23 protein-coding genes are annotated in these 24,441 nt (G+C 58.2%); 12 read left to right on the top strand and 11 right to left on the bottom strand.

Going from position 1 to position 24,441, the window contains the following annotated elements; genetic code table 11:
- The first annotated feature begins 52 nt into the window (after positions 1 to 52).
- Both ACVV26_RS10825 and ACVV26_RS10820 read left to right on the top strand, forming a co-directional pair.
- The gene (locus ACVV26_RS10825; protein ID WP_474801501.1) at positions 53 to 1,153 is read left to right on the top strand and encodes a mechanosensitive ion channel family protein; all 1,101 of its coding nucleotides are present in this window, start codon (positions 53 to 55) and stop codon (positions 1,151 to 1,153) included.
- 142 nt (positions 1,154 to 1,295) lie between these two features.
- Complete coding sequence (locus tag ACVV26_RS10820; protein ID WP_474801500.1) at positions 1,296 to 2,429, top strand: MFS transporter; 1,134 nt, start codon at positions 1,296 to 1,298, stop codon at positions 2,427 to 2,429.
- A 14-nt stretch (positions 2,430 to 2,443) separates the two neighbouring features.
- Here ACVV26_RS10820 and yncE read toward each other — a convergent pair whose 3' ends face one another.
- Entirely contained in the window at positions 2,444 to 3,502 is a 1,059-nt protein-coding gene (yncE, locus tag ACVV26_RS10815) for a 7-bladed beta-propeller protein YncE (RefSeq protein ID WP_474801499.1), read from the bottom strand.
- Between the two features lie 247 nt (positions 3,503 to 3,749).
- On the opposite strand from yncE, the gene pqqU reads away from it, so the two are divergent.
- Positions 3,750 to 5,867, top strand: a complete 2,118-nt coding sequence (gene pqqU, locus ACVV26_RS10810; protein WP_474801498.1) for a TonB-dependent receptor PqqU — start codon at positions 3,750 to 3,752, stop codon at positions 5,865 to 5,867.
- A 115-nt stretch (positions 5,868 to 5,982) separates the two neighbouring features.
- On the opposite strand, the gene ACVV26_RS10805 is transcribed toward pqqU, so the two are convergent.
- The 3 genes from ACVV26_RS10805 to ACVV26_RS10795 all read right to left on the bottom strand — a co-directional run bounded on the left by ACVV26_RS10805 (position 5,983) and on the right by ACVV26_RS10795 (position 7,654).
- Entirely contained in the window at positions 5,983 to 6,156 is a 174-nt protein-coding gene (locus ACVV26_RS10805) for a hypothetical protein (protein ID WP_312979264.1), read from the bottom strand.
- Positions 6,157 to 6,253: 97 nt separating this feature from the next.
- The gene (locus tag ACVV26_RS10800) at positions 6,254 to 6,922 is read right to left on the bottom strand and encodes a GntR family transcriptional regulator (RefSeq protein ID WP_474801496.1); all 669 of its coding nucleotides are present in this window, start codon (positions 6,920 to 6,922) and stop codon (positions 6,254 to 6,256) included.
- Positions 6,923 to 7,069: 147 nt separating this feature from the next.
- The gene (locus ACVV26_RS10795) at positions 7,070 to 7,654 is read right to left on the bottom strand and encodes a helix-turn-helix domain-containing protein (protein ID WP_474801494.1); all 585 of its coding nucleotides are present in this window, start codon (positions 7,652 to 7,654) and stop codon (positions 7,070 to 7,072) included.
- Positions 7,655 to 7,693: 39 nt separating this feature from the next.
- Here ACVV26_RS10795 and ACVV26_RS10790 point away from each other — a divergent pair, with 39 nt between their 5' ends.
- Both ACVV26_RS10790 and ACVV26_RS10785 read left to right on the top strand, forming a co-directional pair.
- Positions 7,694 to 8,212, top strand: coding sequence for a GNAT family N-acetyltransferase (locus tag ACVV26_RS10790; protein ID WP_474801492.1), 519 nt, complete (start codon positions 7,694 to 7,696; stop codon positions 8,210 to 8,212).
- On the top strand, positions 8,209 to 8,658 hold the full coding sequence (locus ACVV26_RS10785) for a DMT family transporter (RefSeq protein WP_474801490.1): 450 nt from the start codon (positions 8,209 to 8,211) through the stop codon (positions 8,656 to 8,658). Before ACVV26_RS10790 ends, ACVV26_RS10785 begins: the two co-directional genes overlap by 4 nt.
- Here ACVV26_RS10785 and ACVV26_RS10780 read toward each other — a convergent pair.
- On the bottom strand, positions 8,655 to 8,900 hold the full coding sequence (locus ACVV26_RS10780) for a DUF2526 family protein (RefSeq protein ID WP_474801488.1): 246 nt from the start codon (positions 8,898 to 8,900) through the stop codon (positions 8,655 to 8,657). The two genes, ACVV26_RS10785 and ACVV26_RS10780, sit on opposite strands and share 4 nt — an antisense overlap.
- 178 nt (positions 8,901 to 9,078) lie before the next feature.
- Between ACVV26_RS10780 and ACVV26_RS10775 the strand changes: the two genes are divergently transcribed.
- Genes ACVV26_RS10775 through ACVV26_RS10765 form a run of 3 tightly spaced genes read left to right on the top strand, consistent with a single transcriptional unit; the run spans position 9,079 to position 15,573 of the window.
- Complete coding sequence (locus ACVV26_RS10775) at positions 9,079 to 10,431, top strand: SrfA family protein (protein ID WP_474801486.1); 1,353 nt, start codon at positions 9,079 to 9,081, stop codon at positions 10,429 to 10,431.
- Between the two features lie 4 nt (positions 10,432 to 10,435).
- Positions 10,436 to 13,423, top strand: coding sequence for a virulence factor SrfB (locus tag ACVV26_RS10770; RefSeq protein ID WP_474801484.1), 2,988 nt, complete (start codon positions 10,436 to 10,438; stop codon positions 13,421 to 13,423).
- Positions 13,414 to 15,573: a virulence factor SrfC family protein gene (locus ACVV26_RS10765; RefSeq protein WP_474801482.1), complete on the top strand. Its 2,160-nt coding sequence runs from the start codon at positions 13,414 to 13,416 to the stop codon at positions 15,571 to 15,573. The genes ACVV26_RS10770 and ACVV26_RS10765 overlap by 10 nt, the downstream gene beginning before the upstream one ends.
- Before the next feature lie 57 nt (positions 15,574 to 15,630).
- Here ACVV26_RS10765 and ACVV26_RS10760 read toward each other — a convergent pair whose 3' ends face one another.
- Genes ACVV26_RS10760 through ACVV26_RS10745 form a run of 4 tightly spaced genes read right to left on the bottom strand, consistent with a single transcriptional unit; the run spans position 15,631 to position 20,135 of the window.
- Positions 15,631 to 16,752, bottom strand: a complete 1,122-nt coding sequence (locus tag ACVV26_RS10760; protein WP_474801480.1) for a Gfo/Idh/MocA family protein — start codon at positions 16,750 to 16,752, stop codon at positions 15,631 to 15,633.
- Positions 16,749 to 17,813, bottom strand: a complete 1,065-nt coding sequence (locus ACVV26_RS10755; RefSeq protein WP_474801478.1) for a sugar phosphate isomerase/epimerase family protein — start codon at positions 17,811 to 17,813, stop codon at positions 16,749 to 16,751. The genes ACVV26_RS10760 and ACVV26_RS10755 overlap by 4 nt, the downstream gene beginning before the upstream one ends.
- Positions 17,810 to 18,898 carry a Gfo/Idh/MocA family protein gene (locus tag ACVV26_RS10750; RefSeq protein WP_474801476.1) on the bottom strand — a complete coding sequence of 363 codons (1,089 nt, stop codon included), beginning with the start codon at positions 18,896 to 18,898 and terminating at the stop codon, positions 17,810 to 17,812. The genes ACVV26_RS10755 and ACVV26_RS10750 overlap by 4 nt, the downstream gene beginning before the upstream one ends.
- A complete protein-coding gene (locus ACVV26_RS10745; protein WP_474801474.1) occupies positions 18,891 to 20,135 on the bottom strand; it encodes an MFS transporter in 1,245 nt (414 codons plus the stop codon). Before ACVV26_RS10745 ends, ACVV26_RS10750 begins: the two co-directional genes overlap by 8 nt.
- 173 nt (positions 20,136 to 20,308) lie before the next feature.
- Between ACVV26_RS10745 and ACVV26_RS10740 the strand changes: the two genes are divergently transcribed.
- Positions 20,309 to 21,280 carry a LacI family DNA-binding transcriptional regulator gene (locus ACVV26_RS10740; protein WP_474801472.1) on the top strand — a complete coding sequence of 324 codons (972 nt, stop codon included), beginning with the start codon at positions 20,309 to 20,311 and terminating at the stop codon, positions 21,278 to 21,280.
- A gap of 32 nt (positions 21,281 to 21,312) precedes the next feature.
- Here ACVV26_RS10740 and ACVV26_RS10735 read toward each other — a convergent pair whose 3' ends face one another.
- The gene (locus ACVV26_RS10735; protein WP_474801470.1) at positions 21,313 to 21,711 is read right to left on the bottom strand and encodes a NirD/YgiW/YdeI family stress tolerance protein; all 399 of its coding nucleotides are present in this window, start codon (positions 21,709 to 21,711) and stop codon (positions 21,313 to 21,315) included.
- 241 nt (positions 21,712 to 21,952) lie between these two features.
- On the opposite strand from ACVV26_RS10735, the gene ACVV26_RS10730 reads away from it, so the two are divergent.
- The 3 genes from ACVV26_RS10730 to ACVV26_RS10720 are packed head-to-tail and all read left to right on the top strand — an operon-like array spanning position 21,953 to position 23,435.
- Positions 21,953 to 22,456 (top strand): hypothetical protein, encoded by a 504-nt coding sequence (locus tag ACVV26_RS10730; protein ID WP_474801468.1) that lies wholly within the window; start codon positions 21,953 to 21,955, stop codon positions 22,454 to 22,456.
- A 13-nt stretch (positions 22,457 to 22,469) separates the two neighbouring features.
- A complete protein-coding gene (locus ACVV26_RS10725) occupies positions 22,470 to 22,913 on the top strand; it encodes a DUF421 domain-containing protein (RefSeq protein WP_312979232.1) in 444 nt (147 codons plus the stop codon).
- A gap of 15 nt (positions 22,914 to 22,928) precedes the next feature.
- Positions 22,929 to 23,435, top strand: coding sequence for a 2-oxo-tetronate isomerase (locus ACVV26_RS10720; protein WP_474801467.1), 507 nt, complete (start codon positions 22,929 to 22,931; stop codon positions 23,433 to 23,435).
- Positions 23,436 to 23,496: 61 nt separating this feature from the next.
- Here the strand turns inward: ACVV26_RS10720 and ACVV26_RS10715 are convergent, their stop codons facing one another.
- On the bottom strand, positions 23,497 to 24,423 hold the full coding sequence (locus tag ACVV26_RS10715; RefSeq protein ID WP_474801466.1) for a TauD/TfdA dioxygenase family protein: 927 nt from the start codon (positions 24,421 to 24,423) through the stop codon (positions 23,497 to 23,499).
- Positions 24,424 to 24,441: the final 18 nt, after the last annotated feature.

Here is a 24,441-nt window from a genome sequence, read left to right as displayed (position 1 = left end):
GCAGCACAAGGTGTCTATACTTGGTGCTTATGCCTGAATTATGGGAGGAGAAATGGCGTATCTGGCACAACTGAATTTCGTTACGGTCCTGATGTCGACGACGTTCTGGATTAACCTGGCTATCGTACTGGTGGTCACACTGGTGGTTTACTGGATCATCAACAGGCTACTGGCTTTTGTTTACAAGACCATTCAAAACTGGCGCAACGGCCACCCCGGCGATAGCAACCTTCGCTATATCGCGTTCGATATGCTGAAGAAAACCAGCAAGATCTTAATCCTGATTACCGCGTTTCTGTTCAGCCTGCGTTTTGCCGCCCTGCCGGACCGGCTGTTTTCCGCCATTTCCCAGGCCTGGTTTTTAGTCATCGCCATTCAAATGGCTATCTGGCTGGATCAGGGGGTGCAATCCTGGATGCGCCATTTGATGCGCGCGCCGGACACCCACCGCAATCCGGTGACGCTGGTGATCCTGGGGATGATCCTGCGGGTGCTGGTCTGGTCCATGATGCTGCTGTCGATTCTGGCTAACGCGGGCGTCGATATCACTGCGCTGGTCGCCAGCCTGGGGGTCGGCGGTATTGCCATTGCCCTGGCCGTGCAGACCGTATTGAGCGATGTGTTCGCCTCGCTGTCGATAGGTTTTGATAAGCCGTTTGAAATCGGCGACTTTGTGGTGTTTAACGACGTGGCGGGCAGTATCGAACATATCGGCCTGAAAACCACCCGTATCCGCAGCCTGAGCGGCGAGCAGATTGTCTGCGCCAACGCCAATTTGTTGCAGCAAACCATCCACAACTACAAGCGGATGCAGACCCGCCGTATTGTGTTCACTTTTGGCGTTGCCAGCACCACCCCGCCGGAAAAACTGCGCATGATCGGCGACATGGTGAAAGAGATTGTTAATGACGTCGGCAATACCCGGTTCGACCGTGCCCACTTCCTGTCATTCGATCAGGATCGCCTGACTTTTGAAGTGGTCCATATTGTTGCGACCGCCGACTATAACAAATACATGGATATTCAGCAGGAGATTAACATTCGTATCATTGAACAGTTGAACGAAAATGATATCGAACTGGCGCTGCCAAGCCTGGTGATGCGCGCCCCTGTCCAGGTCAAACGCGCGACCCCGGCGCAGAACGCCGCGTAAGCCCTGTCTCACGCCGCCTGAGTCCCGGGCGGCGTTTCCCCCTTCCTTCACAGTTTTTCTTGTGCCGCCCGCGCCGTTGTCATAGCTTGTCGTTTCGTCTTATGAATGCTAAGCGTTATATAAAAAAATTTTAAGGATCGTTATGACGACACAACGTTTAGGGCAAGCGGTAGTCATTGGCGCGGTGATGATTTTTGGCCTGACCTATGGCCTGAGCGCGCCGCTTATTTCTTTACGTCTGCATACCGAAGGATTTGATGAATGGTTTATTGGCCTTAACGCTGCGATGCATGCCGTCGGCGTATTCGCCGTGGCCCCTTTCCTCCCGGCGCTTTGTCAGCGCTACACCCCCGGCGCAATGATCACCCGTTCCCTGTTCGCCATTCTGGTGCTGCTGTGCCTGTTCCCGTTTGTGCCGCTGCTCGGCTGGTTTGCGCTGCGCTTTCTGCTGGGGGTGTTCAGTGAAATTATTCTGGTGGTCACCGAAACCTGGCTGAACCACACCACCGTTGAGCAGGCGCGGGCAAAAACCCTCGCCTGGTATACCGCCAGCCTGTCGCTGGGCTACGCGATTGGACCGCTGTTGCTGTTAATTGCGCCAGGTGATATCCCGTTTTATCTCGGCGGCGGCCTGGCGCTGTTGAGCGCGCTGATCCTCTGGACCAGCGCCCCGCCCAGCCCGCCGCTGGCGGAAGAAAAAGTCAGCGGGATTCTGCGCTACATCTGGATCGCGCCGCTGGCGATGGCGGCCACCGCGCTGAATGCCGCGCTGGAAGCCGCCGGGCTAAACTTGCTGGTGGTCTACGCCATGCAGATGGGCTGGAGCGAACAGGCTGCCACCGAATTACTGGCTGTCCTGATGGTGGGCGCAATTGTGCTGCAATTGCCGGTGGGCTGGCTGGCGGATAAGTACGATCGCCATAAGCTGCTGCTGGGCTGCGCCGCGCTGTCTACCGTCGGCGCGCTGCTGTGGCCGCTGGCGCTGAATGTGCCGTTTCTCGCCTGGCTGCTGATGTTTTTCTGGGGCGGCGTGTTTGTGGCGATCTATACGCTGATCATCACTCAGGTGGGGTCGCGCTTTACCGGCACGCATCTGGCGGGCGTTTACGCGGCGATGTCGATTATGTGGGGCGTGGGCGCGTTGATAGGTCCGAGCCTCGGCGGGATCGCCATGAGCCTGTTTACTCACGGCCTGCCGTATCTGGCGGCGCTGCTGTGCGGGCTGTTTTTTGTCTGGTCGCTGTGGATTTACAAGCGGGAAAACGGTGGGGACTAGCCCCACCGCTCGGCTTACAGGGCGATGCGGATCACATCGTCCGGGCTGGTAGCTTCCTGCTTACGGCTGGAAGGCTGCTTCACGCTGACATACAGCGTTTTGCCGTCCGGCGACAGCGCCAGGCTGTTCGGATGGACCGGCGTTTCGATGGTTTTCACCACCTTGTAGGTTTTCGCGTCAATCACGCTGACCGTGCCCGCCTGACGGTGGGTCACGTAGGCTTCATTGCGCGCCGGGTTAAACAGCACCGCCAGCGACGCTGGCGCATCGATTTTCGCCAGTACGTTACCGTCGCGGGTATCCACCGCCAGCACCTGCGGCTGTTTGGAATCGGTAATAAATGCGCGGTGGTTCGCCGGGTCAAGGCTGATGTTCAGGAAGAAATGCTCTTTACCGTCGTCGAGGACTTTCTTACGCAGCACCTGTTTACTGTTGGTGGTATCGAAGGCGATCAGTTCGCCGTCGGCATTGGTGGTATAAACGCGTTTCGCATCGCTATCCAGCGCCAGGCCGGTGCTGAATTTACCGGTGCCGGTCAGCGTGGTGCGCAGCTTCATGGTTGCGCCGTCAATCACCCAAATCACGCTGTCTTCGCTCAGTCCGGTCACATAAACGGTGTTAGTCGCTTCATCCACCACCAACTGGCGCGTGTGCATCGGCTTCACCGTTTCGCTGCGCTGGCGGTTATCCAGCACGATGCGGCCTTTCACTTCACCGGTTTTGGCGTCAATCGCCGTGACCGCGCTGTTCACCGTATTGCCAAACCACAGGGTATTGGTTTTGGTATTGATAGCGGCGCCAAACGGTTTGAGATCGTTGTGAATACGCTGTTTCACTTCCAGGGTGGCCGGATCAAGTTTATAGACCACGCCGCCTTTATCCAGCGAACGGCTCTGGGACGTCGCCACATACAGCGCCTGCTCTGCCGGACTGTAGGCCATTTCATACGCCCCCTTGTCGACTGGCTTACGCAGCAGCTCGTCTGCGGCGTGGCTGGTAAAAGTGGCGAACGATGAGCTAAACAGCAGCGCGCCAAGCAGTGCACGGCGTGCGGACAGATGACGAAATTCCATAACAACTCCCTTTTTACGTAGAAATGGCGGCGTCACATTGCATCCAGACAAGCGGCCATGATTTTTTCACGGCTCTGCTTTTAGTGAGAATAATAATCATTATTTTTACAAAAAGGGAACAATTTTGCGTAACTGCCTGGCAATTGCCCACTACACTTCAATTGTTAACGATAAGTGCTGTTAATGTTTTCAACTTATTTACAAATAACCTAACATTTTGGCGCATTTACATAAAATTGGTTCAGGCATGATTATTTCTCGCGCGTTATTTCCCTTGCCGGTAGTGCTGCTGCCCGCAATTTTTTCCCCCCTGACGGCCCTCGCCGCAGAAAACGAACAAACCATGGTGGTCACCGCCTCCCCCGGCCCGGTTTCTGAACTGGATACCCCGGCTGCCGTCAGCGTGGTAACGGGCGACGATCTGCGCCACGCCGCGCCGCAGATTAACCTGTCGGAAAATCTTGGCAGCGTACCGGGCTTACAGATTCAAAACCGGCAAAACTACGCTCAAGATTTACAGCTGTCGATTCGCGGGTTTGGTTCGCGCTCTACCTACGGCGTACGAGGTATTCGCCTGTACGTGGACGGCATCCCGGCCACCATGCCGGATGGCCAGGGTCAAACCTCGAATATCGATTTAAACAGCGTGGCGAGCGTCGAGGTGCTGCGCGGGCCGTTTTCCGCGCTGTATGGCAACGCTTCCGGCGGCGTCATTGACGTGAAAACCGAGACCGGCGAAGCCCCGCCGACGCTGGAAGCCAGCAGCTATTACGGCAGTTTCGGCACCTGGCGCTACGGGCTGAAAGCCAGCGGCGCAGTGGGCGACGGCACCCAGCCGGGCGACGTGAATTACACCGTCTCCTCTACCCGCTTCACCACCCACGGCTATCGCGACCACAGCGGCGCGCGTAAAAATCTCGCCAACGCCAAACTGGGCGTGCGGGTTGACGAAGCCAGCACCCTGACGCTGTTGCTGAACAGCGTGGATATTCACGCTAACGATCCCGGCGGGCTCTCCTACAGCGAATGGCAGGATAATCCGCGCCAGTCGCCACGCGGCGATCAGTACAACACCCGTAAATCCATTAAGCAGACCCAGGCGGGGCTTAATTACCAGCGGGCCATGACCAATAACGACGATCTCAGCGTCACCGCCTATGCGGGCGAGCGGGAAACCACTCAGTACCAGTCGATTCCCATGGGGCCGCAGTTAAACCCAACTCACCCAGGCGGCGTGATCCAGCTAAGCCGCCACTACCAGGGCATCGACAGCCGCTGGACCCACCGCGATACGCTGTGGACGCTGCCGGTTAACGTCACCCTCGGGCTCAACTACGAGAACATGAGCGAGAAGCGCAAAGGCTACGAGAACTTCGTGCTGGAAAACGGCGCGCCGGTGTATGGCGAAAAAGGCGATACCCGCCGCGACGAGCGCAACCTGATGTGGAACCTCGACCCCTATTTGCAGTCGAGCTGGCAGTTGACCGACAAGCTAACGCTGGACGCCGGGATGCGCTACAGCTCCGTCTGGTTTGACGCCAACGACCACTACATCACCGCCGCAAATGGCGATGACAGCGGCGACGCCAGTTATCACAAATGGTTACCAGCGGGCGCGTTGAAATACAGCGTGACCGATGCCTGGAGTGTTTATCTGTCGGCGGGCCGTGGATTCGAAACCCCGACCATCAACGAGCTGTCCTACCGCTCAGGCGGTCAGAATGGCCTGAACCTGGCGCTAGAGCCTTCCACCAGCGATACCCTTGAGCTGGGCAGCAAAACGCGCATCGGTAACGGCCTGTTCAGCGCCGCGCTGTTCCAGACCGATACTGATAACGAGATCGTGGTGGATGCCAGCAGCGGCGGGCGCACCACGTATAAAAACGCCGGGAAAACCCGCCGCCAGGGGCTGGAGCTCGGCCTCGATCAGCAATTCGCTTACGACTGGAAGCTGAAAATGGCCTGGACCTGGCTGGACGCCACCTACCGCAGCAATGCCTGCAGCGCGACGGACTGCAATGGCAACCGGATGCCGGGCATCGCCCGCAACATGGGTTACGCCTCGTTCGGCTATCAGCCGGAACAGGGCTGGTACGCGGGTGCGGACGTGCGTTATATGGGCGATATCATGGCGGATGACGAGAACAGTGCCAAAGCGCCCTCCTATACCGTTGCTGGCCTGAATACCGGGTATAAATTCCTGTATGACCGCTGGGCGCTCGACCTGTTTGGCCGGGTAGATAACCTGTTTGATAAACGCTATGTCGGCTCGGTGATCGTCAACGAGAGCAATGGACGCTACTACGAGCCTGCGCCGGGCAGGAATTATGGCGTGGGGATGTCGGTCAGCTATCGGTTCGAATAACCCGAAAAAAATGGCCCTTCGCCTGGAAGCCTGTTCACAAGCTCACCGGCAAGGGCCATCAAAAAACGCGCACAGTTCATTCCAGTAACGTAAGCGTATCGTGCGGCGGAACGCGTTACGGCTTACGATACCAGGCAGGATCGATATTGCCGAAATCAATGCCATAAAGATGTCCGGTTGGGATAAAGGATTCCATTACGCGCCCGCTATCGGCAGCGTGATGCACAACAGAGGTGGGAATAAAAGCGGCTTTCAGCGCCCGGCCGAGGCGGTTTAAAATCGTTTGCATATGACCTCACAGGAAAACGGCGTCTACTGAACTCAGTAAAACGCCGTTTGCATGGGAGGGGAACGAAAAAGGTTTTCTTTGGTTAGTTGAAAATTCGCTAACCGACCGACTGATAGTAAAAACGGCTCACCAAATCGTTAGCATCCTCAATCACCTGATGAACAGCGCGCACACAGCGTTCAGGATCACGTGCTTCGAGGGCATCAATGAGTTCGTGATAGTCATACTGGCATTGTTCAATTTCGGGCAGTTGTGGATACAGGAAATTGAAGCAGGGCCCAACCTGTACCCAAAGTTGCTCAATCAGGTTATTAAGCGTCGGCATTTGCGCCAGCTTATACAGCTCAAAGCGGAAATTCCGGTTAGCCACCAGCGTGTGCTCAACTTCACCACTCTGCTTCGCCAGGGCAAAATTGTCCCAGAGTTTACGCAAGGTTATTACGTCCTCTGCGGTCATTTTTTCCAGCGCTTTTTCGACGGCCAGTCCTTCAAGGCCCTGACGAATCAGATTAATTTCTCTAAAGCGTTCCTCACTTATCTCCGGCACTAAAAAGGCCTGAGCCGGCGTCGCGACCAGCGCGCCAGATGAAACCAGCCTCAACAAGGCTTCACGTACCGGAGTAATACTGGTCCCCAGCTGTTCAGCGAGGTCTTTCGTGACTAGACGCGAACCAGGCTTCAAACTACCAATGATCAACGCATTCTTTAATCTCACCTCCACTTGCGTGGTTAAACTCATCCGTTGCGCCCTTTCCAGATCAAGCATGGTATTTCCTGCCTCACTCTATGATGTCATATTCCTGTTGCCGTCCTTCAGGCACCCTCCGTTCAGGCTTGTAGAGTTAATAGCCTTATAGTTTTCGGGTGCACGTAAAGAAAATAGCGATATTTAGATAAGATGCCAGCAAAATCGTTAAGAAATGCTAATCGAATTCTTGTTAAGAAGCACGACTAAATACACGCACAACACATCACTTTCGTTAATAAAGTGACAATCGTTGGGAGGTCCGAGCTCCAGGCAGTCGCCCTGGTGCATTTCGTGGCGTACATCGCCCTCTAAAAACACCAGTTCGCCCTGCTGTATCCAGATGAGTTGACGGGTAAAGGCATACGCCGAGGCGGGCATAGGAATATCGCTGCCGGCAGGTAATTCCACCTGCACTAAATCGAGCGGGAAATCATTTTGCGGTGAGATATGGCGGCGCAAATAGTGGCTCTGCGGATCGCGCCACAGCGGCTGATCGGCATAACGCAGCAGCCGTCCGGACGGCGCTTCCGCCCGGGCGATCAACGTCGACATGCTGATGCCGAACGCGCCGGAGAGCCGCGCCAGTAACGTGGCTGTCGGACTGCTCTCGCCGCGTTCGATTTTATGGATCATGGCGCGGGAAACCCCGGCTCGCTGGGCTAAATCGTTCAACGACCAGCCGCGCACTTCACGCTCAAGGCGGATTCTGCCACTGATCCGTTGATTTAATGTGTCAATTATATTATTCATACCGTAACAATATAGTGAACACCCCCCTGAGGTTCAACCATGAAGATTCGCCGCGCCCGCGCAGAAGACTGTGAAGCCATTGCCGGTATCTACAACTACGCCGTTTTGCATACCGCGGCGATCTGGAACGACCGCACGGTGGATACCGAAAATCGCCTCGCCTGGTTTTATCAGCGCGGCAACGCGGGTTACCCGGTGCTGGTCGCCGAAGAGAATAACGCCATTATCGGCTATGCCTCGTTCGGCGACTGGCGGGCATTTGAAGGGTTTCGCCATACGGTGGAGCACTCGGTGTATGTCCACCCGGATCACCACGGTAAAGGCATCGGCAAAGCATTGATGCTGGCGTTGATTGATGAAGCGCGCGCCTGCCATAAGCACGTGATGGTGGCGGGAATCGAATCCGAAAACGCAGCGTCCATCGCGCTGCATCATAAGCTTGGCTTTACTATTAGCGCAAAAATGCCCCAGGTCGGCACCAAGTTCGGTCGCTGGCTGGATCTGACCTTTATGCAGCTCCAGCTCGACGACCGCAGCGAGCCGGATCTTCCGGCATGAACAGCTCCCTGACTCTGCTGTTTTTAACCGCCGCCGGGATCGGCCTGGTGGTGCAAAACACCATTATGGTGCGTATTACCCATTCCGCATCCACCATTCTGATCGCCATGCTGCTGAACTCGCTGGTGGGGATTGTGCTGTTTACCGGTATTCTGCTGGCGCGCAACGGCCTGGCGGGCGTTCAGGAGCTGGTCGCCACCGTGCGCTGGTGGACATTAATTCCCGGTCTGCTGGGGTCGTTTTTCGTGTTCGCCAGTATCACCGGGTATCAGAACGTCGGGGCGGCCACCACTATTGCGGTGTTGGTCGCCAGTCAGTTAATCGGTGGGCTGGTCATGGATATCGCCCGTAGCCACGGGGTATCGCTACGGGCGTTAATCGGGCCAGCCATCGGCGCAGTGCTGCTGGTGATCGGCGCCTGGCTGGTGGCACGAAGGCAGTTTTAAAGAATGGTGCCGCCGCGCGTCAGCTGATCAAGACGCGCTTTTTCCGCCTGCTGTCGCTCCTGTGCCTGGTGATGCCCATGATGAGCGATGGCGGTACGCAGCCGCTGCTGCTGTTGATAACGTTCCTCGCGGCTCAGCCCGGCATCGTCACTCAGTTCAATCAACAATTCATTCATTGGCGCAATCACGCTTTGCGCAATCGCCGCATCGACGCGGCTTATCACTTCATCCAGATGAGACATCGCCCCTCCTTATTTGGTTTTGCTAAAGCTTAGCGCGCCCGCACAGGACAAACCAGGGCATTTAGCTCAGGCGTGTCAATGCCCCGATAATTCATAGGTTTTCGCTTTTCTTCCGCCGTTTGCTTGCGGCCCGGCGCGGTAAAGTAGAGGCGTAAAAGAAGATGGGCAGGAACAACACGTGGCAAAAACACTCTTACGCAGCGGAAATCTGGATGACTTCCAGGCTGTCGGCGATAACGGGCAATCCGTTTTTGACTCTGCGCTGCAAATTCGTGAAACCCTGCGTCTGCGCAAGCAGCCGCTGGTGGATTATCTCGCCATCCCGCAGCGTAACGACGACGGCGATCGCGTGGACTGGTACGCGCCGCTGGAAGGCAAAGCGACCTCCTGGCTGGCCGCCAGCGACGCTCAGCGCAAACAGGCGCGCCGTTTACTGGAAAGCGCCCTCGCCAGCGCCAGCGCGCTCAGCCTGCGTTGCCGCCAGAGTGACAAAACCGCGTTGGCCCACTTCGGCGCGCTGCTGGAAAAAGCGCTCCAGTTCCCGGCCGCCAACCACGTCTGGCTGGTAGACGGTAAACCGGTGATCACCTTCTGGGGCTTCGTGAACATTAATGAAGGCCTGCGCGACGATATTCTGGCCTGCCTGAATGAGGTTGAACCCGCGCCGCCGGTCATCGAAACCGTGCCTGCTGACGAGCCCGACGCGCCGGTGATTAAACCGCAGATGAGCGAACCCGATGCGCCGCTGCTGATGGCCGCGCCAGAACCTGCCCCGGTTGCGCCAGCTATCGTTGCTGTTAGCGAACCGGCTCCGGCGGTTCAACCTGCCCCCGCCGCTCCGGCACCTGCGCCAACCCGACGTAAATCCGTCTGGCTGCTGCCGGTCGCCGCTGCGGTGATTGCCGCCATCGCTGCCCCGGCGCTGTGGTATAGCCTGCAAAGCCCTACCGCGCCTGCCATTGCCGCCGCGCCGAAAGCCGCCGAAGACAAAATCGCCGCGGTGCGCGCGCTGGAAAACCCTGCGCCAGTGGTTGCGGAAGTCAAACCCGCCCCGGTTGTTGAGGCCCCGGCGCTGCCGCTGGTCCAGGCGAGCATCACCCAGCCAGAACCGGTCATCGCCCCCGTACCCGCGCCGGTTGAAGACACCCGCAACGCGATGGTGATGGACGCAGAACAGGTCAAAATCGGCTCGACCCGCTTCCTGAACGGCAGTTGGCGGATTCAAGTGGAATCCCGCGATCCGATCACCGGCAAGCCGCCGTCGCTGCGTTACGACATCAAAAACAACAAAGGCAGCGTGCGCATTACCCACGGCGACAATATCGTCTGCCGTGGCGAGGTGTTCTCTGGCCTGCACAGCACCGGCGAGCTGATGATTAAAACTCGTGGCAACGCGCGCTGTACCGACGGCTCGCGTTTCCCGTTACCGGAAATTACCTGTAAAGCGGGAGAAGGTAACGTCGCTCAGTGTACAGCACGATATGACGAGAACACCCTGCTTCCCCTGACGTTTAAGAAAGCGAGCGCCTGATCCTATGCTGGCAACCCTGTGCGATTACCAACAAAACGTAGCCCTGATTGAAAACAGTGGCATACAGTTCCTTGATTTCGGCCTCACGCCGCAAGAACCGCTGCACGGCGGGCGCTTTGTGCGTAAAACCGCCAACGGCCCGTTGCTGCGTCTCGACTATCTGGCCGCCAGCGATAAATATGCACTGCCGGCCCGCGATGGCGGCGCGGCGGAGGTGGTGAAGCCGGAAAGCGTCCATCTGCTGAGTTATTCGCTGAGCGTACTGGATGGCGTCTGGCTGCCGGTACCGGTGATGCGTTTCAACCCGCCGCGCACCTTCACCACTGGCCCGGATAACTGGGCGCGGGTGCAGATCCGCCGCCTGCCGGAGCCTGACAGCGCAGGGAATACCCACCGCGTTACCTTCGCTTTTGATACCCATCTCAGTGACGACGATAGCGCCTCGTTGCTGGCCCCTTCGCGGTATGACGTGCGCAACGGCAGCCGTTTCGCCCTTGCCTGGCGCGACGACGAAGTGGGCGATTTTCTCGATCACACCTGGGTCGACGGCTGGCTGCGGGAAAGTTTTACCCACTATCTCGCCACCCATGAAAACCGCACCCAGGGCGACAGCACAAAGGCGCTTAAAAACTTCGAATACCAGGCGCACTGGCTGAACCTGCTGACCATGCTGGGCGAACAGTTGCAGGTGCCGGAAATCAAAATCGTCACCGAAACGCTCAGCACCGCCGCCATTAACGTCGATTTGATTCTTGATGTGGGCAACACCCACACCTGTGGCGTGATTATTGAAGATCACGGCGAAGCCAACGACGGGCTGCGCCAGACCATGGAACTCCAGGTGCGTTCGCTGAGCGAACCGCAATTTCTGAACTCCCCGCTGTTTACCAGCCGGCTGGAGTTCTCCCAGGCACGCTTCGGTAAACAGCATTTCTCGGTGGAAAGCGGTCGAGACGACGCCTTTGTCTGGCCGTCGATCGTGCGGGTGGGCGATGAAGCGCGCAAACTCGCCACCGGGCGCCTGGGCAGCGAGGGCCACAGCGGTATCTCCAGCCCGCGCCGCTATTTATGGGACGAAACCCCGTCCAGCCAGGCGTGGCGCTTCAGTCTGCTGACGCCGAAAACCCAGCGCGAACCGTTGGCTACCGCCTGGCCGCTGATGAACTTGATGAACGATGACGGCGAGCCGCTGTGGAAGCTGCCCGCCGACGAACGCCTGCCGGTGTTCTCGCCGCAATACAGCCGCAGTTCGCTAATGTCCCAGATGCTCTGCGAGCTGCTGGCCCAGGCGCTGGTGCAGATCAACAGCGTCGCCAGCCGTCAACGTATGGGCTTCAGCAATTCGCCACGCCATCTGCGCAACCTGATCCTCACCCTGCCGTCCGCCATGCCGGGCCAGGAGCGGGAGATTTTTCGCCGCCGGATGCAGGAAGCCATCGCCCTGGTGTGGAAAGCCCTCGGCTGGCATCCGCAGGATGAAGATTTCGCCAGCATTCAGGGCAAAAGCCAGAGCCGCATTCCGGTGCCGAATATCCATATGGAATGGGACGAAGCCAGCTGCGGCCAACTGGTGTGGCTGTATAACGAAGCGATGGTGCATTTTCGCGGCCAGACCGAAGCCTGCTTTAAAAGCTTCGCCCGCAGCGATCGCCTGCCGGAACCGGGCGAAGCCCCGGGCCGCGCCCTGCGCGTCGCCTCCATTGATATCGGCGGCGGCACCACCGATATGGCGATTACCCGCTACAGCCTCGACGACGGCGTCGGCAGCAACGTAAAAATTTCTCCGACCCTGCTGTTCCGCGAGGGATTCAAAGTCGCGGGCGACGATCTGTTGCTGGATATTATTCAGCGCTGCGTCCTGCCTGCATTACAGGCCGATCTGCAAAAAGCGGGCGTGGCGGATGCCGCCTCGCTGCTGGGGTCGCTGTTTGGCGATTCCGGGCGCATGGATACCCAGGCGATCCTGCGCCAGCAAACCACCCTGCAATTGTTAATGCCGCTGGGCCACGCGATTTTGCAGGCCTGGGAGCAAAGCGATCCGGCGGATGAACTGGCGGGTCTGTACGCCAGCGTCGGCGACTTGCTGGCAAAACGCCCGAGCGTCAACGTCCTGAATTACCTGAATCAGGCGATCGCGCTGGCGCTGCCTGCCGATGCCGACGGTTACGATCTGTTTGCCGCACCGCTGCAAATCCGCTTTAGTGAACTCCAGGAGCAGATATTTGCCGGCAAGTTCTCGCTGTGTGCGCCGCTGCATGCGCTGTGCGAAGTCATTTCTCACTACCGCTGCGACGTGCTGCTGGTCACCGGGCGTCCCGGCTGTTTACCGGGCGTACAGGCGCTGATCCGCCACCTGCAACCGGTACCGGTCAGCCGTATGGTGTGGCTGGAAAATTATGAAGTGCATGAATGGTATCCGTTCAGCAAACAGGGCCGCGTCGGCAACCCGAAATCCACCGCCGCCGTGGGCGCAATGCTGTGCGCCCTCGCCCTGGATCTGCGCCTGCCGCGCTTTAACTTCAAAGCGGCGGATATCGGAGCCTATTCTACGGTGCGCTATCTCGGCGTCCTGGACAATGAAGCCAATACTCTGCGCGATGAGAATATCTGGTATCGGGATATCGACCTTGATAACCCCGGCGAGAAACTCAACGCGAAGCTGCATTTCCCGCTGCGCGGCAACGTCACGCTCGGTTTCCGCCAACTGGATAACGCCCGCTGGCCCGCCACACCGCTGTATACCGTGGCGGTCAACTCCACCTCGCTGGCGAAAGCCATCGCCGGAGATGGTGTGCTAAATGTGCGCCTCGCGCTGCACGGCGAAAAATCGCGCCCGCCGGAAGGCTTTACCCTGGCGGAAGCCTGGCTGTCTGATGGCAGCAAAGTCCCGGTGGATCAACTGACTTTTAAACTGAATACCCTGGCGGACCGCCGCAGCAGCGGCAGCCACTACTGGATTGATAGCGGGAGTGTGTACCTCAAATGTCTGTAACATCCTCACTTCCGGCGCTGGAAAACTGGCTGGCGCAGGCGCGCCAGCGCTCGGCGCTGCTGGATGCGCAAGCCAGCGCGCTGCAACTGGTCCTCGCCCGGCTGGCCGCCAGTGCCCAGGCGCAGCAAAACCAGGCCGACGCACCGCGCACCCTCGCGCTGTGCGGCGCAGGCCAGGCCAGTAAAGCCTTTTTGCTGAGCGCGTTTTGCGGCGGCGAACAGGGCCGCTTGCCGGTCACGCCGGGCAAACATCTTGATTATCTGGCGCATATCAATCCCGGCCACAACGCCACCGCGATGGCCCTGCGCTTTACCGCCCGTGGTGCGCTGAGCGACGCATTTCCCCTGACGTTGCGGCTGTTGAGCGAAGCGGAGCTGGTTACGTTGTTTATCGAACATTACCATCACCAGCCCACTCCGCGCGGTCTCGACGACGCGCTGCTGCGTAAGCGTCTGGATGAGTTGCAGCCGTTGCGCCAGCCGCTGGCTGACAGCGCTATCAGCACTGCCAGCCTCGCCGTAGTCATCGACACCTTTACCCGTCGTGCCGGGTTCCGCGCCCGTAGCGTACAGATGGAAACCTGGCACCGCTTCACGTCGCTGATCCCCCATCTTGGCCTCGGCGAACGCAGCCAGCTTTACGCGCTGTTGTGGGGCGATCAGCGCGAGTTCACTGCGCAATGGCTGGTGCTTGCGGAAACCCTGCAACTGCTGGGCTACCACCGTACGGTCGCGGCACCGCTCAGCCTGCTGGTAGACAACTTTTCGCTGCCTGAAGAAGGCTTTTTGCTGTGCGAACATCAGGAAACAGCCAGCGCGCGGGACGTGCTGGTGTGCGCCATCAACGGCGACACGCTGCAACCGGCGCTCAGCGTCCCGATCAACCAGCTGGCGCTACTGTGCGCTGAGCTGACGCTGCCGCTGGAAACCCCGTGTGCCCTGGGCGATATCGATCTGCTCGATCTGCCTGCCCCGGCTTTTTCGGCTAGCGCGCCGCTGTGGCAAACCAAACGCGCATTTTTACTGGACTGTTACCGTCAGCAGGCGGCGATCGATCTGCTGGTAATGTGCGGTGCCACGCCGGACCGCGTCTCGACGCCCGCCATTGCCCGTACCCTGCTGCGTTGGGCGCAAGAAACGCATCCGGTGCAGGACGATACGCTGCCAGGTCTGATCTGGGCAATTACCCCCGGCGACGCGCGCTTCAGCGGCGAACAGCATCTGGATGACGGCGTCCAGCGTTTACTCGGCAAACCGGGTCAGCGCTGGGGCACACTTCAGGCGCTGGATAATCGCAGCCTGCCGCGCCTGATCGAATGGATGCAGGAAGCGCTCAGCGAACAACGGCGCGCGAAGCGTCACGCAGCGCAGCAACAGCGGTTGCGCCACGCCCTCAGTGACGCTTTCGCGCCTTATTATAACGATTGCGCCACCGCCGTTGATGCCGAACAGGCTATCCGCGCGCTGCAACGCCAGGCGGCGCGTCACGGGGACATTCTGGCAGCGCTGCTGCCACCGGTCGCCACGCTACAGGCGCTGTGTGACACGCCAGATAGCGCGCCGGTTGCGCATGCGCAGGGGCTGTTCGATCAGCAGATCGATTTGTTCGCCGAGCCGCAGTCCGGCGACGCGCCCTTAACGTCTGCGCAGGGCACGCTCGCCGCCCGGACGCATCAGTTATGGATTAACCATGTCCGCTTGTGGAGCCAACAGCCCGAACAGGCGCGCTTGCTGGATCTGGAGCCTACGGTGCTGGCCTGGCTGGGGGAAACGCTGATTGTCACCAGCTATCGCCTGCGGCTGGATGCGCAGTTGGACGCTATCGCCCGTGAAGAAGGCGTCTGCGGCGCACTGCTGTATGCGGGGCTGGGGAACTTCATTACCTGGCTCGGCGTCAACGATTTGCCGCAGGATACGCGCCCTGCCAGCCGCGTGAATGCCGGAAAACCGGTATTTGCGCCGCAGCCAGGCTGTAATACCCGGCTGACCCGGCTCAGCGAACAGCCCACTCACGCCGCAACGGGCTACGTCTATGACTGGCTGGTGATGTTGTATCACCAGGCGCGCGGAAATCAGGGCTATCAGCACCCCGACGCGCTGAACGTCCGGGACAGAGAATCGTTAGAAAGGCTGTTGTCGCCGATCGTATAGCCATAAAAAAAGACCAGCCCGCGTAAGCGCCTGGTCTTTTTTGTCGCGATCACGCATTTACCAGGCCAGCCATTCGCCCCCTCTGGCGCTGCTGGTTTTCACCGTTTCAATAAACTTCATTCCACTGATGCCAGCATCAATACCCGGCAGCAAAGGCGCGTCACTCTCGCCGCGAATCAACTGCGCCGCTTCTCGATAGATTTGCGCGAAGCCTTCGAGATACCCTTCGGGATGCCCGGCAGGCGTGCGGCACAGCTCGCGGGTTTCATCGCGGTTTTCCGGCCCGTTGCGCGTGACAGTGTAACTACTTGCGCCCTGCGGATAGATCACCAGGTGCTCCGGGTTTTGCTGATGGAAGCTTAAGCTGGCACGGCTACCGATAATCCGCAGCCGCAAATCGTTAAGATAGCCGCCCGCCACCTGGCTTGCCAGCAATCGCCCATGCGCGCCGTTGGCGTAGCGCATATCAGCCACCACCTCGTCGTCCAGCCGTCGGCCTTCCACGCGGGTCATCAGCTCGCCGCGCAGGGAAACCGGCTCCATGCCGCTGACAAAGGCCGCCAGTTGCCAGGCGTGAGTGCCGATATCGCCAATCGCGCCCGCCCCGGCGAGCGTCGGGTCGCCGCGCCAGCGAGCCTGTTTATTATCGGTATCTTCCAGCCGTTCGCTGAGCCAGCCCTGCAAATACTCCACTTCGATGCGGCGAATATCGCCCAGTTCGCCCGCCGCGACCCGCGCCCTGGCTTCACGCACCATCGGTAAAGCACTGTAGTTGTGGGTGAGGATAAACCGGCAGCCGCTGTCGCGTATTTTTTTAGCCAGCGCCCGGCCTTCCTCCAGCGTAATGCCCAGCGGTTTATCACAGATGATATGGATACCGCGATCAAGAAACGCCTGCGCCACCGGCACATGCAGATGGTTGGGGGTAACGATGGACACCACATCGATGCTGTCGTCGCGCGCCGCTTCGCGCTCCGCCATCTCCTGCCAGCTGGCGTAGCTGCGATCCGGGGCGATAAACAGCGCCGCGCCGGAGCGCGCCGCCACGTCAGGGCGGGATGAAAACGCCCCGGCGACCAGTTCAAACTGGTCATCCAGCCGCGCCGCGATGCGGTGTACCGCGCCGATAAACGCCCCTTCGCCGCCGCCCACCATGCCTAACCGTAAACGCCGTGTCATGAGCCCTCCGCTAAACCAAGCATCTGGCGGATGGCCGTGCGGTCGCTGTTGCGCAGCGCAAAGTCATCAAAGGCGTGGTCGGCAACGTGAATAATATGATCGGAGATAAATTTCGCCCCTTCCCGCGCGCCGGTTTCGCCATTTTTCAGGCAACACTCCCATTCCAGCGTCGCCCAGCCCGGGTAATCGTATTGCGCCAGTTTGCTGAAGATGCCTTTGAAGTCCACCTGGCCGTCGCCGAGCGAACGGAAGCGACCGGGGCGATCGACCCACGCCTGGTAGCCCCCGTAAACGCCGCTCTGTGCGCTGGGCGTAAATTCTGCGTCTTTGACGTGGAAGGCGCGGATGCGTTCATGCCAGTAATCGATAAAGCCCAGGTAATCCATCTGCTGGAGCACCATATGGCTGGGGTCGAACAGGATGTTGCAGCGCGGGTGGTTGCCGGTGAGTTCAAGAAAGCGACCAAACGTTGCGCCGTCGTGGAGATCTTCGCCGGGGTGTAGTTCATAACACAGATCCACGCCCGCCTCGTCAAAGCTATCAAGGATCGGCGTCCAGCGCTGGGCCAGGGTGGTGAAGGCTTCATCAATCAGCGCCACGTTACGCGGCGGCCAGGGGTAAAAATAGGGCCAGGCCAGCGCGCCGGAAAAGGTGGCGTGGGCGTTTAAACCGAGCTGCTGTGAGGCTTTGGCAGCGTTTTTCAGTTGCTGCACCGCCCACTGCTGACGACCGGCGCGATCGTTGCGCAGCGTTTCGGGCGCGAACCCCGCGAATGCCAGTTCGTAAGCCGGATGCACCGCCACCAGTTGGCCCTGCAAATGGGTCGACAGTTCGCTGATCACCAGACCAACATCCGCCAGTTTGCCGCGAACCTCATCGCAGTAGGTTTTGCTGGCAGCCGCCTGGTCGAGATCGAAAATATGAGGTAAATGGGTCGGAATTTGTACCGCCTTGTAGCCCAGCCCTGCCGCCCAGGCGGCTAAGGTTTCCAGCTTATTGAACGGCGGCGCGTCGCCAATAAACTGGGACAAAAACAGGGATGGTCCTTTCAGAGTCTTCACTTACATACCTCCTTTAAAAATACCGTTCGCTGTTCGCGTACCGCGCGGTCTGCCGCCAGTACCACCGCCAGGCTGTCTATCGCCTGGCGCAGATGGGCGTCAAGCGGCGCATCGCTGGCAATCGCATGGGCAAAAAATTGTTGTTCCCGGCGGCACAGTTCGTAGTGATCGGGCTCGTCATCGGTGTCGATCCACTTATCGGCGTTGACGAAGTTACCCTGAGCGTCCAGCCCGGCATGATGCAGGCGTAAGGATTCGGTGCGGGTATGGGCCTCGACGTTCGCCGACTGCCCTTCGCCGCCCGCCTCGCGCGCCACAATGGAGGCCGAGCCGTTGGGGCCAATCACATCTTTTACAAAAAACGCGGTCTGGCTCATCATCGGGCCCCAGCCCGCCTCATACCAGCCTACCGAACCGTCGCTGAAACGCACCTGGAGCTGGCCGTAGTTGTACTGCTGTTCAGGGATTTCCTCAGAAAGCCGTACGCCGATGGCGCTCACAGCTACCGGCGTGCTTTGGGTCATCTGGCACATTACGTCCAGATAATGCACCCCGCAGTCGACAATCGGCGACAGGGACTGCATCAGCGCTTTATGAGTTTGCCACGCCTCGCCTGCGCTTTGCTGGTTAAGGTTCATGCGCATCACCAGCGGCTTGCCGAGCGTGTGGCTAAGTTCGATAAAACGCTGCCACACCGGGTGCTGGCGCAGGATATAACCCACCACCACTTTTTTAGCGGCGCGGGCGGCGGCATCCACTACCCTTTCGGCACCGCTCACCGTGGTGGCGAGCGGTTTTTCGATGAACAGATGGCAACCCGCGTTCAGCGCCTCGATAGCCAGGCGCTCATGGCTATCTGGCCAGGTGGCGATGCACACCGCGTCAGGCCGGGCGTCGCTCAGCGCATCGGCAAGCGTGTCATACAGCGCGACGTCGCCGGTAAGTTTTTCCCGCAGGCGCGCTTTAGATTCGCCACGCGCCACCAGTCCGCACAGGGTGAATTCCGGCATGGCGTCCAGGGCCAGCGCGTGCGCGCTGCCCATGTTGCCGCATCCAACCACCACAATGCGCAGCGGTTTAGCCATGCTGTTTCTCCTCACGGTAGTTGAAGGTGAAGAAGAAGATGGCGGCAATGATCACCGCCGCGATTGCCGGTAGCCACCAGAAGTCCTGCCACTGGGCCAGCGCTTCTGCACCCTGGGCGGTAACGGAACGGTTGAACACCGCGCCGCTGATTTGCGAACCGATCAGCATCCCCAGACCGTAGGTGAACAGCACCAGCAAACTTTGAGCCTGGCCTTTAACTTTGTTGCCCGCCACTTTATCGGTATAGATAAAGCCGATAACAAAGAAGAAGTCATAGCACACGCCGTGCAGGATGATGCCGATGTAAATCATCCAGCGGGTTTCTTCATTGATGCTCAGGGCGAACATGGCGTAGCGCAGGAACCACGCCAGCATCCCGATCAGCAGCATCATCTTGATGCCCAGCGCCCGGAAGAAGAACGGGATCAGCAGCATAAACAGCAGTTCAGACATCTGACCAAACGCCATCACCCCACTGACGTTCTCGAAGCCGAGAGCGGAGATAAACGGCGCGGCGTAGGCGTAATACGCCGCCAGCGGGATGGAAATCAGCGTGGCGCAGATGATAAACACCAGGAAATGGCGCTGTTTCAGCAGTGCGAACGCATCGGCACACATCAGGTCGCGCATCGACAGTGGCTTACCGCGATCGGGGGCCGGGGTATGCGGCAGCGTGAAGCTGTAAATCCCGAGGATCACCGAAGCAACCGCCGCCAGCGTGAAGATGCCAGTGCTGTCGGACAGCCCCGTCGCGCCAACGATCAGGCCCGCGACAATCCAGCCGATGGTGCCGAAGGCGCGGACAACCGGGAAGCCTTTCTCGCTGTTGCTCAGGCTGTGGAATGCCACGTTATTGCTGAGCGCGATGGTCGGCATGTAGCACAGCATGTAGGCGAAAATAATCCACAACAGCCCGCTCTGCCCGCTTTCGAACAGCGTCGGCAGCCACCACAGTAGCGCCGCGCCTATCAGGTGCAGAATACCCAGCACTTTTTGCGAGGCAAAGAAGCGGTCCACCAGCATGCCCAGCAGGAACGGCGACAGAATTGAGGCGATCGGCCCGGTGGAGAACGCATCACCAATCAGCGCGCCCAGGCCGTACTTCGACATAACAATCCCTAAGGTGACGTACCAGGCCCCCCAGACGAAAAACTCTAAGAACATCATGAGTGACAGACGCGGTATCACCCATTTATGGGTGGCAACCTGTGCGCCGACGGCTGATTGAGAAGACATAGCATCCTCCAGAGATGTGGGTTGAGGTAAGTGTCCGGAACATCCTTGTAATCGATTACATGTTATACTGAGGTAAAATGTAATCGATTTCAGAAAGCTTCTCCAATCTCGGGAACGGCTTTTTGGTATGATTGACGCAATTCTGCAAGGGGCTTCACAGTTCAAGGATAAGCATGTCGATCGATAAAGTGGCGCGAGTCGCCGGCGTTTCAACTGCCACCGTTTCCCGGGTGCTGAACGGCAATCCGGGCGTGAAGCCCCTTACCCGCGAAAAGGTACTGGCCGCTATCGCCACCTGCGACTATCAACCTAATCTGCTGGCGCGCCAGCTGCGCACCTCGCGCAGCAACATGCTGCTGGTGCTGGTATCGAGCATCCTTAACCCCTTCTGCGCGGGCGTGGTGCGCGGCATTGAAGAGGAAGCGGAGAAAAACGGCTATCACATCCTGCTGTGTAATTCCGAGTCCCGGCTCAACCGTGAATCGGCCTATTTGCGCTTGTTGAGCGGCAAAGTGGTGGATGGCGTGATCACCATGGACGCCATTAGCTGTTTGCCTGGCCTGACGACGCTGATCGGTGATTCGCCGTGGGTACAGTGCGGTGAAGGCGACCCGGGATATAACGCGTCGTCGGTGACCATTGATAACGGCCTTGCGGCTAAAGCGGCGGTGGATTATCTGGTTGAGAAAGGTTATCAGCGTATCGCCATGATCAACGGCGATGTGCGCTATTTGTATGCCTCCCAGCGTGAGGCCGGTTATCGCGAAGCCTGTGAGGGCCGCTGGCAGCAGGTGGTCTATACCGAAAGTCTGGAGTATCAGGCCGGGTTTCAGGCGATGGAGCAACTGCTTAATCAGCCCGAAAAACCGGATGCAGTATTCGCCATTTCCGATTCGCTGGCGGGCGGCGCGCTGGCCTGCGCGCATCAGCGTGGGCTAAAAGTGCCTGAAGATTTAGCGATTATTGGGTTTGACGGCATTCCGTTCGGGGAGATCACCACCCCGCCGCTGACCACTATCGCCCAGCCGATTCATCAGCTGGGCGTGCGTAGCGTTCAGTTACTGCTGGAGCGAATTGATAACCCGGCGATGACGCCGGTGTATGAGATGCTACCCTGGTCGTTGGTGCAGCGCGGTTCAGCGTAAGCGGCCTGCTACTTTGGCAGGCCATAAAATCATTATTCTTTCTGGAAACGATGCGCGACGATGTGCACGTTATCGCCTTTTTTCTCCAGGGTCCCGCTCACGCTCATTAAGTGATCCGGGCTCACCTGGCGGTCTCCGGCGACATTCTGCGGGATCATGACTTCCACTTCGCCGGTTCTGTCACGTAACAAATAGCGCTCTTTGCCGGTTTCCTGGATCAGGTTGCCGCGCAGGGAAACCGACGCGCCCTGGTGCATCGCCAACGCCTGTTTCACCGTCATGATGCGGGCATCCTCAATGCCGCGATAGCCGTCGGTTTGTTCATGAGCCGGTGGCGCGGGTTCGTCGTTTTTCAGCACTTTACCTTCCTGGGCCTGAGCGCCAAAACCGAATAACGTCAGGAAAAGAATACCGTGAATCGCTTTCATCATGCTCTCCTGTCATTTTTAGTGTTGCTTAAGCCTGGCATACTCCCGTTATATTGATGGCGCAAAAGCGCTAACGCCGCGAATTTCAGGATTATTCTTTGTTTTGCCGAAACTTATTTTGCCGCTGCGTTTAGCTGCTACCCAGGGATGATGGAATACCGGCCAAACTCTCCTACACTTATTAAGCGTTGCGTTAAAACCCGTCGGTCATGACTCATTTTGTTTAAAATGAACAGGTTGATTTATGCCAAAACCCGCATCGGTGCAAAATAAAATCCCGGTCAAAGAGAGCCCTAAATGGCTGGCCTTTGAATATATCATGCAGAAGTATGGCGGCGTGGCGCTGGTCATCATCGTCTGCCTCGGTCTGGCCGGATTATTTTCCGACGGGGTATTAAGTTCCAAACGCCTTAGCAATCCGACCCATACCCTGAGCGTGGAATATGAAAATGTGGGCCGTATCGACAGCGATATGAATATCAAAATCGAAACGGCAGCAACCGGTGAAAATGTCACGCTGGTGTTTGGCGGCGACTGGATGGAAGCCAACGAAATCAAATCGCTTTATCCGACAGCAGAACGGATGACCAGCCAGAATGGCGAATTAATTTTACAGTATCGCGCCAGCGCCGCTTCCGGTCCCTTCGCGGTCTGGCTGGGCGTGACGCCGCGTAAGGCGGGCAGGCACGAGTACCGTATACAGTCCGGCGATAGCTCGCTGGCGTTCAGTCAGGTTATTCTTCCCTAGCGAGGCGGCAACAATGGAAACGGTACTGAGAGCGGTCAGCGTTTATGTTGTTCTGGTGATCGTGTTTAAAATCGCCGGGCGCCGCACCCTGCTGCAAATGACAAACTTTGATTTAATCTTAATTTTAATCATCAGCGAAGCCACACAGCAGGCATTATTGGGTAATGATTTTTCGGTGGTTGGTGCGTCATTAACCATTATCACCTTAATTTGTGCTGATATTATTTTTGGCATTATGAAGAAATACGTGCCCGGCGTTGACAATATGATTGACGGCGTACCGGTTATTTTGGTGGCGGATGGCATTCCCAATCAGAAAAAACTGAAAATGACTGATATCAGCGTGGATGATGTCATGGTGGCTGCGCGCTGTAATCAGGGCATTATCGATATCAAAGATATTAAATTTGCTATCCTTGAAAAGAATGGACAGATATCCATTATCCCATATCAATAAAATAGAGTACCTGCGATGGATCAAGACGAATTAATTAACCAAGCCAATGAACTGGGGAAATTACTGATTGCCCGACAATTACGCCTGACCACGGCGGAATCCTGCACCGGCGGACAGCTCGCCGTGGCACTGTGCGCGGCGGAAAACACCCCGGAGTTTTATAGTTGCGGATTTATCACTTTCAACGACGACGCCAAGAGCAAACTGGTGAATGTGAAGCCGGAAACCCTCACCCGCTACACGGCCGTTAGCCAGCAGACGGTGGAAGAAATGGTCGCAGGTGCTATCGAACGCTCTGGCGAAAACATTGGCGTGGCGATCAGCGGCTACGCCGGACCGGACGGCGGCCCCGACGGCACCCCCGCCGGTACGGTCTGGTTCGCATGGGGACATGCCCACACTATCAAAACGGCGGTAAAACGCTTTGAGGGCGACAGCGTGTCGGTGCTCCAGCAGGCGGTGGTTTACGCTATTTCAATGCTCAAGGAGTATGTCACTCATCTGCAAGATGATGATGTCTAACAGACTGGTTACGTCAGCGGGATCAGGCTCCGGGCGGCCCCGGAGCTCAGGTCTGCCTCTTTCAGGCAACGTTCTGCGCCTGCGCCGCAGGGCTCACTAACGTCCGGCTACGGCTGCCATCCACTCCCACCGCGCTTTCCCCTTCCACCGTCACGCGGCGCACCAGGCGCGGCTGATTACCGTAGTCATTCACCGCGTAATGCTGAGTGGCGCGGTTATCCCAAATCGCCACATCGTCCTGCTGCCACTGCCAGCGCACGGTGTTTTCCAGCCGGGTGATGCGGTTTTGCAGCAGCTCGAAAATCTTCGCCGATTCTTTACTGCTAAAACCCACTAGCCGCTTGAAGAAATGCCCCAGCAGCAGCGCGCGTTCCCCGGATACCGGATGAACGTGTACCAGCGGGTGCTCCGCTTCCCAGACCGAAGAGACAAACACGTTCTGGTGGTGCTCCAGCCGGTGCGCCTCGGTCACCGTGCGTTCAGCGCCGTAATCATAATCGTTGCTGTGGACCGCGCGCAGCGACTCGGCGAAGCGTTTGAGCGATTCCGGCAGCTGTTCATAGGCCGCCGCGGTATTGGCCCACACCGTATCGCCGCCGTACGCCGGAATGGTTACGCCGCGCAAAATAGAAATTTTCGGAAAGGCATCCACGAAGGTGACATCGGTGTGCCAGGAGTCGGCGCGCCCGCCGCCTTTTGAGGCATCCAGCTCAAACAGCTTACTGTTGCCTGGCGCAGGCACGGTAGGATGCGCAACAATTTTGCCAAACCGCGCGCCAAATGCCTGATGGGTTTCATCCGTCAGATGCTGCTGGCGGAAGAACAGCACCTTATATTTGATTAACGCCGCGTCGATTTGCGCGAACAGCGCATCATCCAAATCGGGGGATAAACGCACGCCGCGAACTTCAGCGCCAATATTCCCCGCCACCGGGCGAAGGTCTAATAATGAAAAGTCGTGACCAACAGCATTAACCGACGTACTCATGCGATGTTCCTCAATAGT

The organism is Atlantibacter sp. MEI4A-1023 (assembly GCF_056155425.1).
This window is presented reverse-complemented; position numbering and strand designations above follow the sequence as displayed.

Bases quoted from the DNA above. Each gene is read 5' to 3' on its own strand.
- ACVV26_RS10825 (WP_474801501.1), top strand. From the start codon at position 53: ATGGCGTATCTGGCACAACTGAATTTCGTTACGGTCCTGATGTCGACG.
- ACVV26_RS10820 (WP_474801500.1), top strand. From the start codon at position 1,296: ATGACGACACAACGTTTAGGGCAAGCGGTAGTCATTGGCGCGGTGATG.
- yncE (WP_474801499.1), bottom strand. From the start codon at position 3,502: ATGGAATTTCGTCATCTGTCCGCACGCCGTGCACTGCTTGGCGCGCTG.
- pqqU (WP_474801498.1), top strand. From the start codon at position 3,750: ATGATTATTTCTCGCGCGTTATTTCCCTTGCCGGTAGTGCTGCTGCCC.
- ACVV26_RS10805 (WP_312979264.1), bottom strand. From the start codon at position 6,156: ATGCAAACGATTTTAAACCGCCTCGGCCGGGCGCTGAAAGCCGCTTTT.
- ACVV26_RS10800 (WP_474801496.1), bottom strand. From the start codon at position 6,922: ATGCTTGATCTGGAAAGGGCGCAACGGATGAGTTTAACCACGCAAGTG.
- ACVV26_RS10795 (WP_474801494.1), bottom strand. From the start codon at position 7,654: ATGAATAATATAATTGACACATTAAATCAACGGATCAGTGGCAGAATC.
- ACVV26_RS10790 (WP_474801492.1), top strand. From the start codon at position 7,694: ATGAAGATTCGCCGCGCCCGCGCAGAAGACTGTGAAGCCATTGCCGGT.
- ACVV26_RS10785 (WP_474801490.1), top strand. From the start codon at position 8,209: ATGAACAGCTCCCTGACTCTGCTGTTTTTAACCGCCGCCGGGATCGGC.
- ACVV26_RS10780 (WP_474801488.1), bottom strand. From the start codon at position 8,900: ATGTCTCATCTGGATGAAGTGATAAGCCGCGTCGATGCGGCGATTGCG.
- ACVV26_RS10770 (WP_474801484.1), top strand. From the start codon at position 10,436: ATGCTGGCAACCCTGTGCGATTACCAACAAAACGTAGCCCTGATTGAA.
- ACVV26_RS10765 (WP_474801482.1), top strand. From the start codon at position 13,414: ATGTCTGTAACATCCTCACTTCCGGCGCTGGAAAACTGGCTGGCGCAG.
- ACVV26_RS10760 (WP_474801480.1), bottom strand. From the start codon at position 16,752: ATGACACGGCGTTTACGGTTAGGCATGGTGGGCGGCGGCGAAGGGGCG.
- ACVV26_RS10750 (WP_474801476.1), bottom strand. From the start codon at position 18,898: ATGGCTAAACCGCTGCGCATTGTGGTGGTTGGATGCGGCAACATGGGC.
- ACVV26_RS10745 (WP_474801474.1), bottom strand. From the start codon at position 20,135: ATGTCTTCTCAATCAGCCGTCGGCGCACAGGTTGCCACCCATAAATGG.
- ACVV26_RS10740 (WP_474801472.1), top strand. From the start codon at position 20,309: ATGTCGATCGATAAAGTGGCGCGAGTCGCCGGCGTTTCAACTGCCACC.
- ACVV26_RS10735 (WP_474801470.1), bottom strand. From the start codon at position 21,711: ATGATGAAAGCGATTCACGGTATTCTTTTCCTGACGTTATTCGGTTTT.
- ACVV26_RS10730 (WP_474801468.1), top strand. From the start codon at position 21,953: ATGCCAAAACCCGCATCGGTGCAAAATAAAATCCCGGTCAAAGAGAGC.
- ACVV26_RS10725 (WP_312979232.1), top strand. From the start codon at position 22,470: ATGGAAACGGTACTGAGAGCGGTCAGCGTTTATGTTGTTCTGGTGATC.
- ACVV26_RS10720 (WP_474801467.1), top strand. From the start codon at position 22,929: ATGGATCAAGACGAATTAATTAACCAAGCCAATGAACTGGGGAAATTA.
- ACVV26_RS10715 (WP_474801466.1), bottom strand. From the start codon at position 24,423: ATGAGTACGTCGGTTAATGCTGTTGGTCACGACTTTTCATTATTAGAC.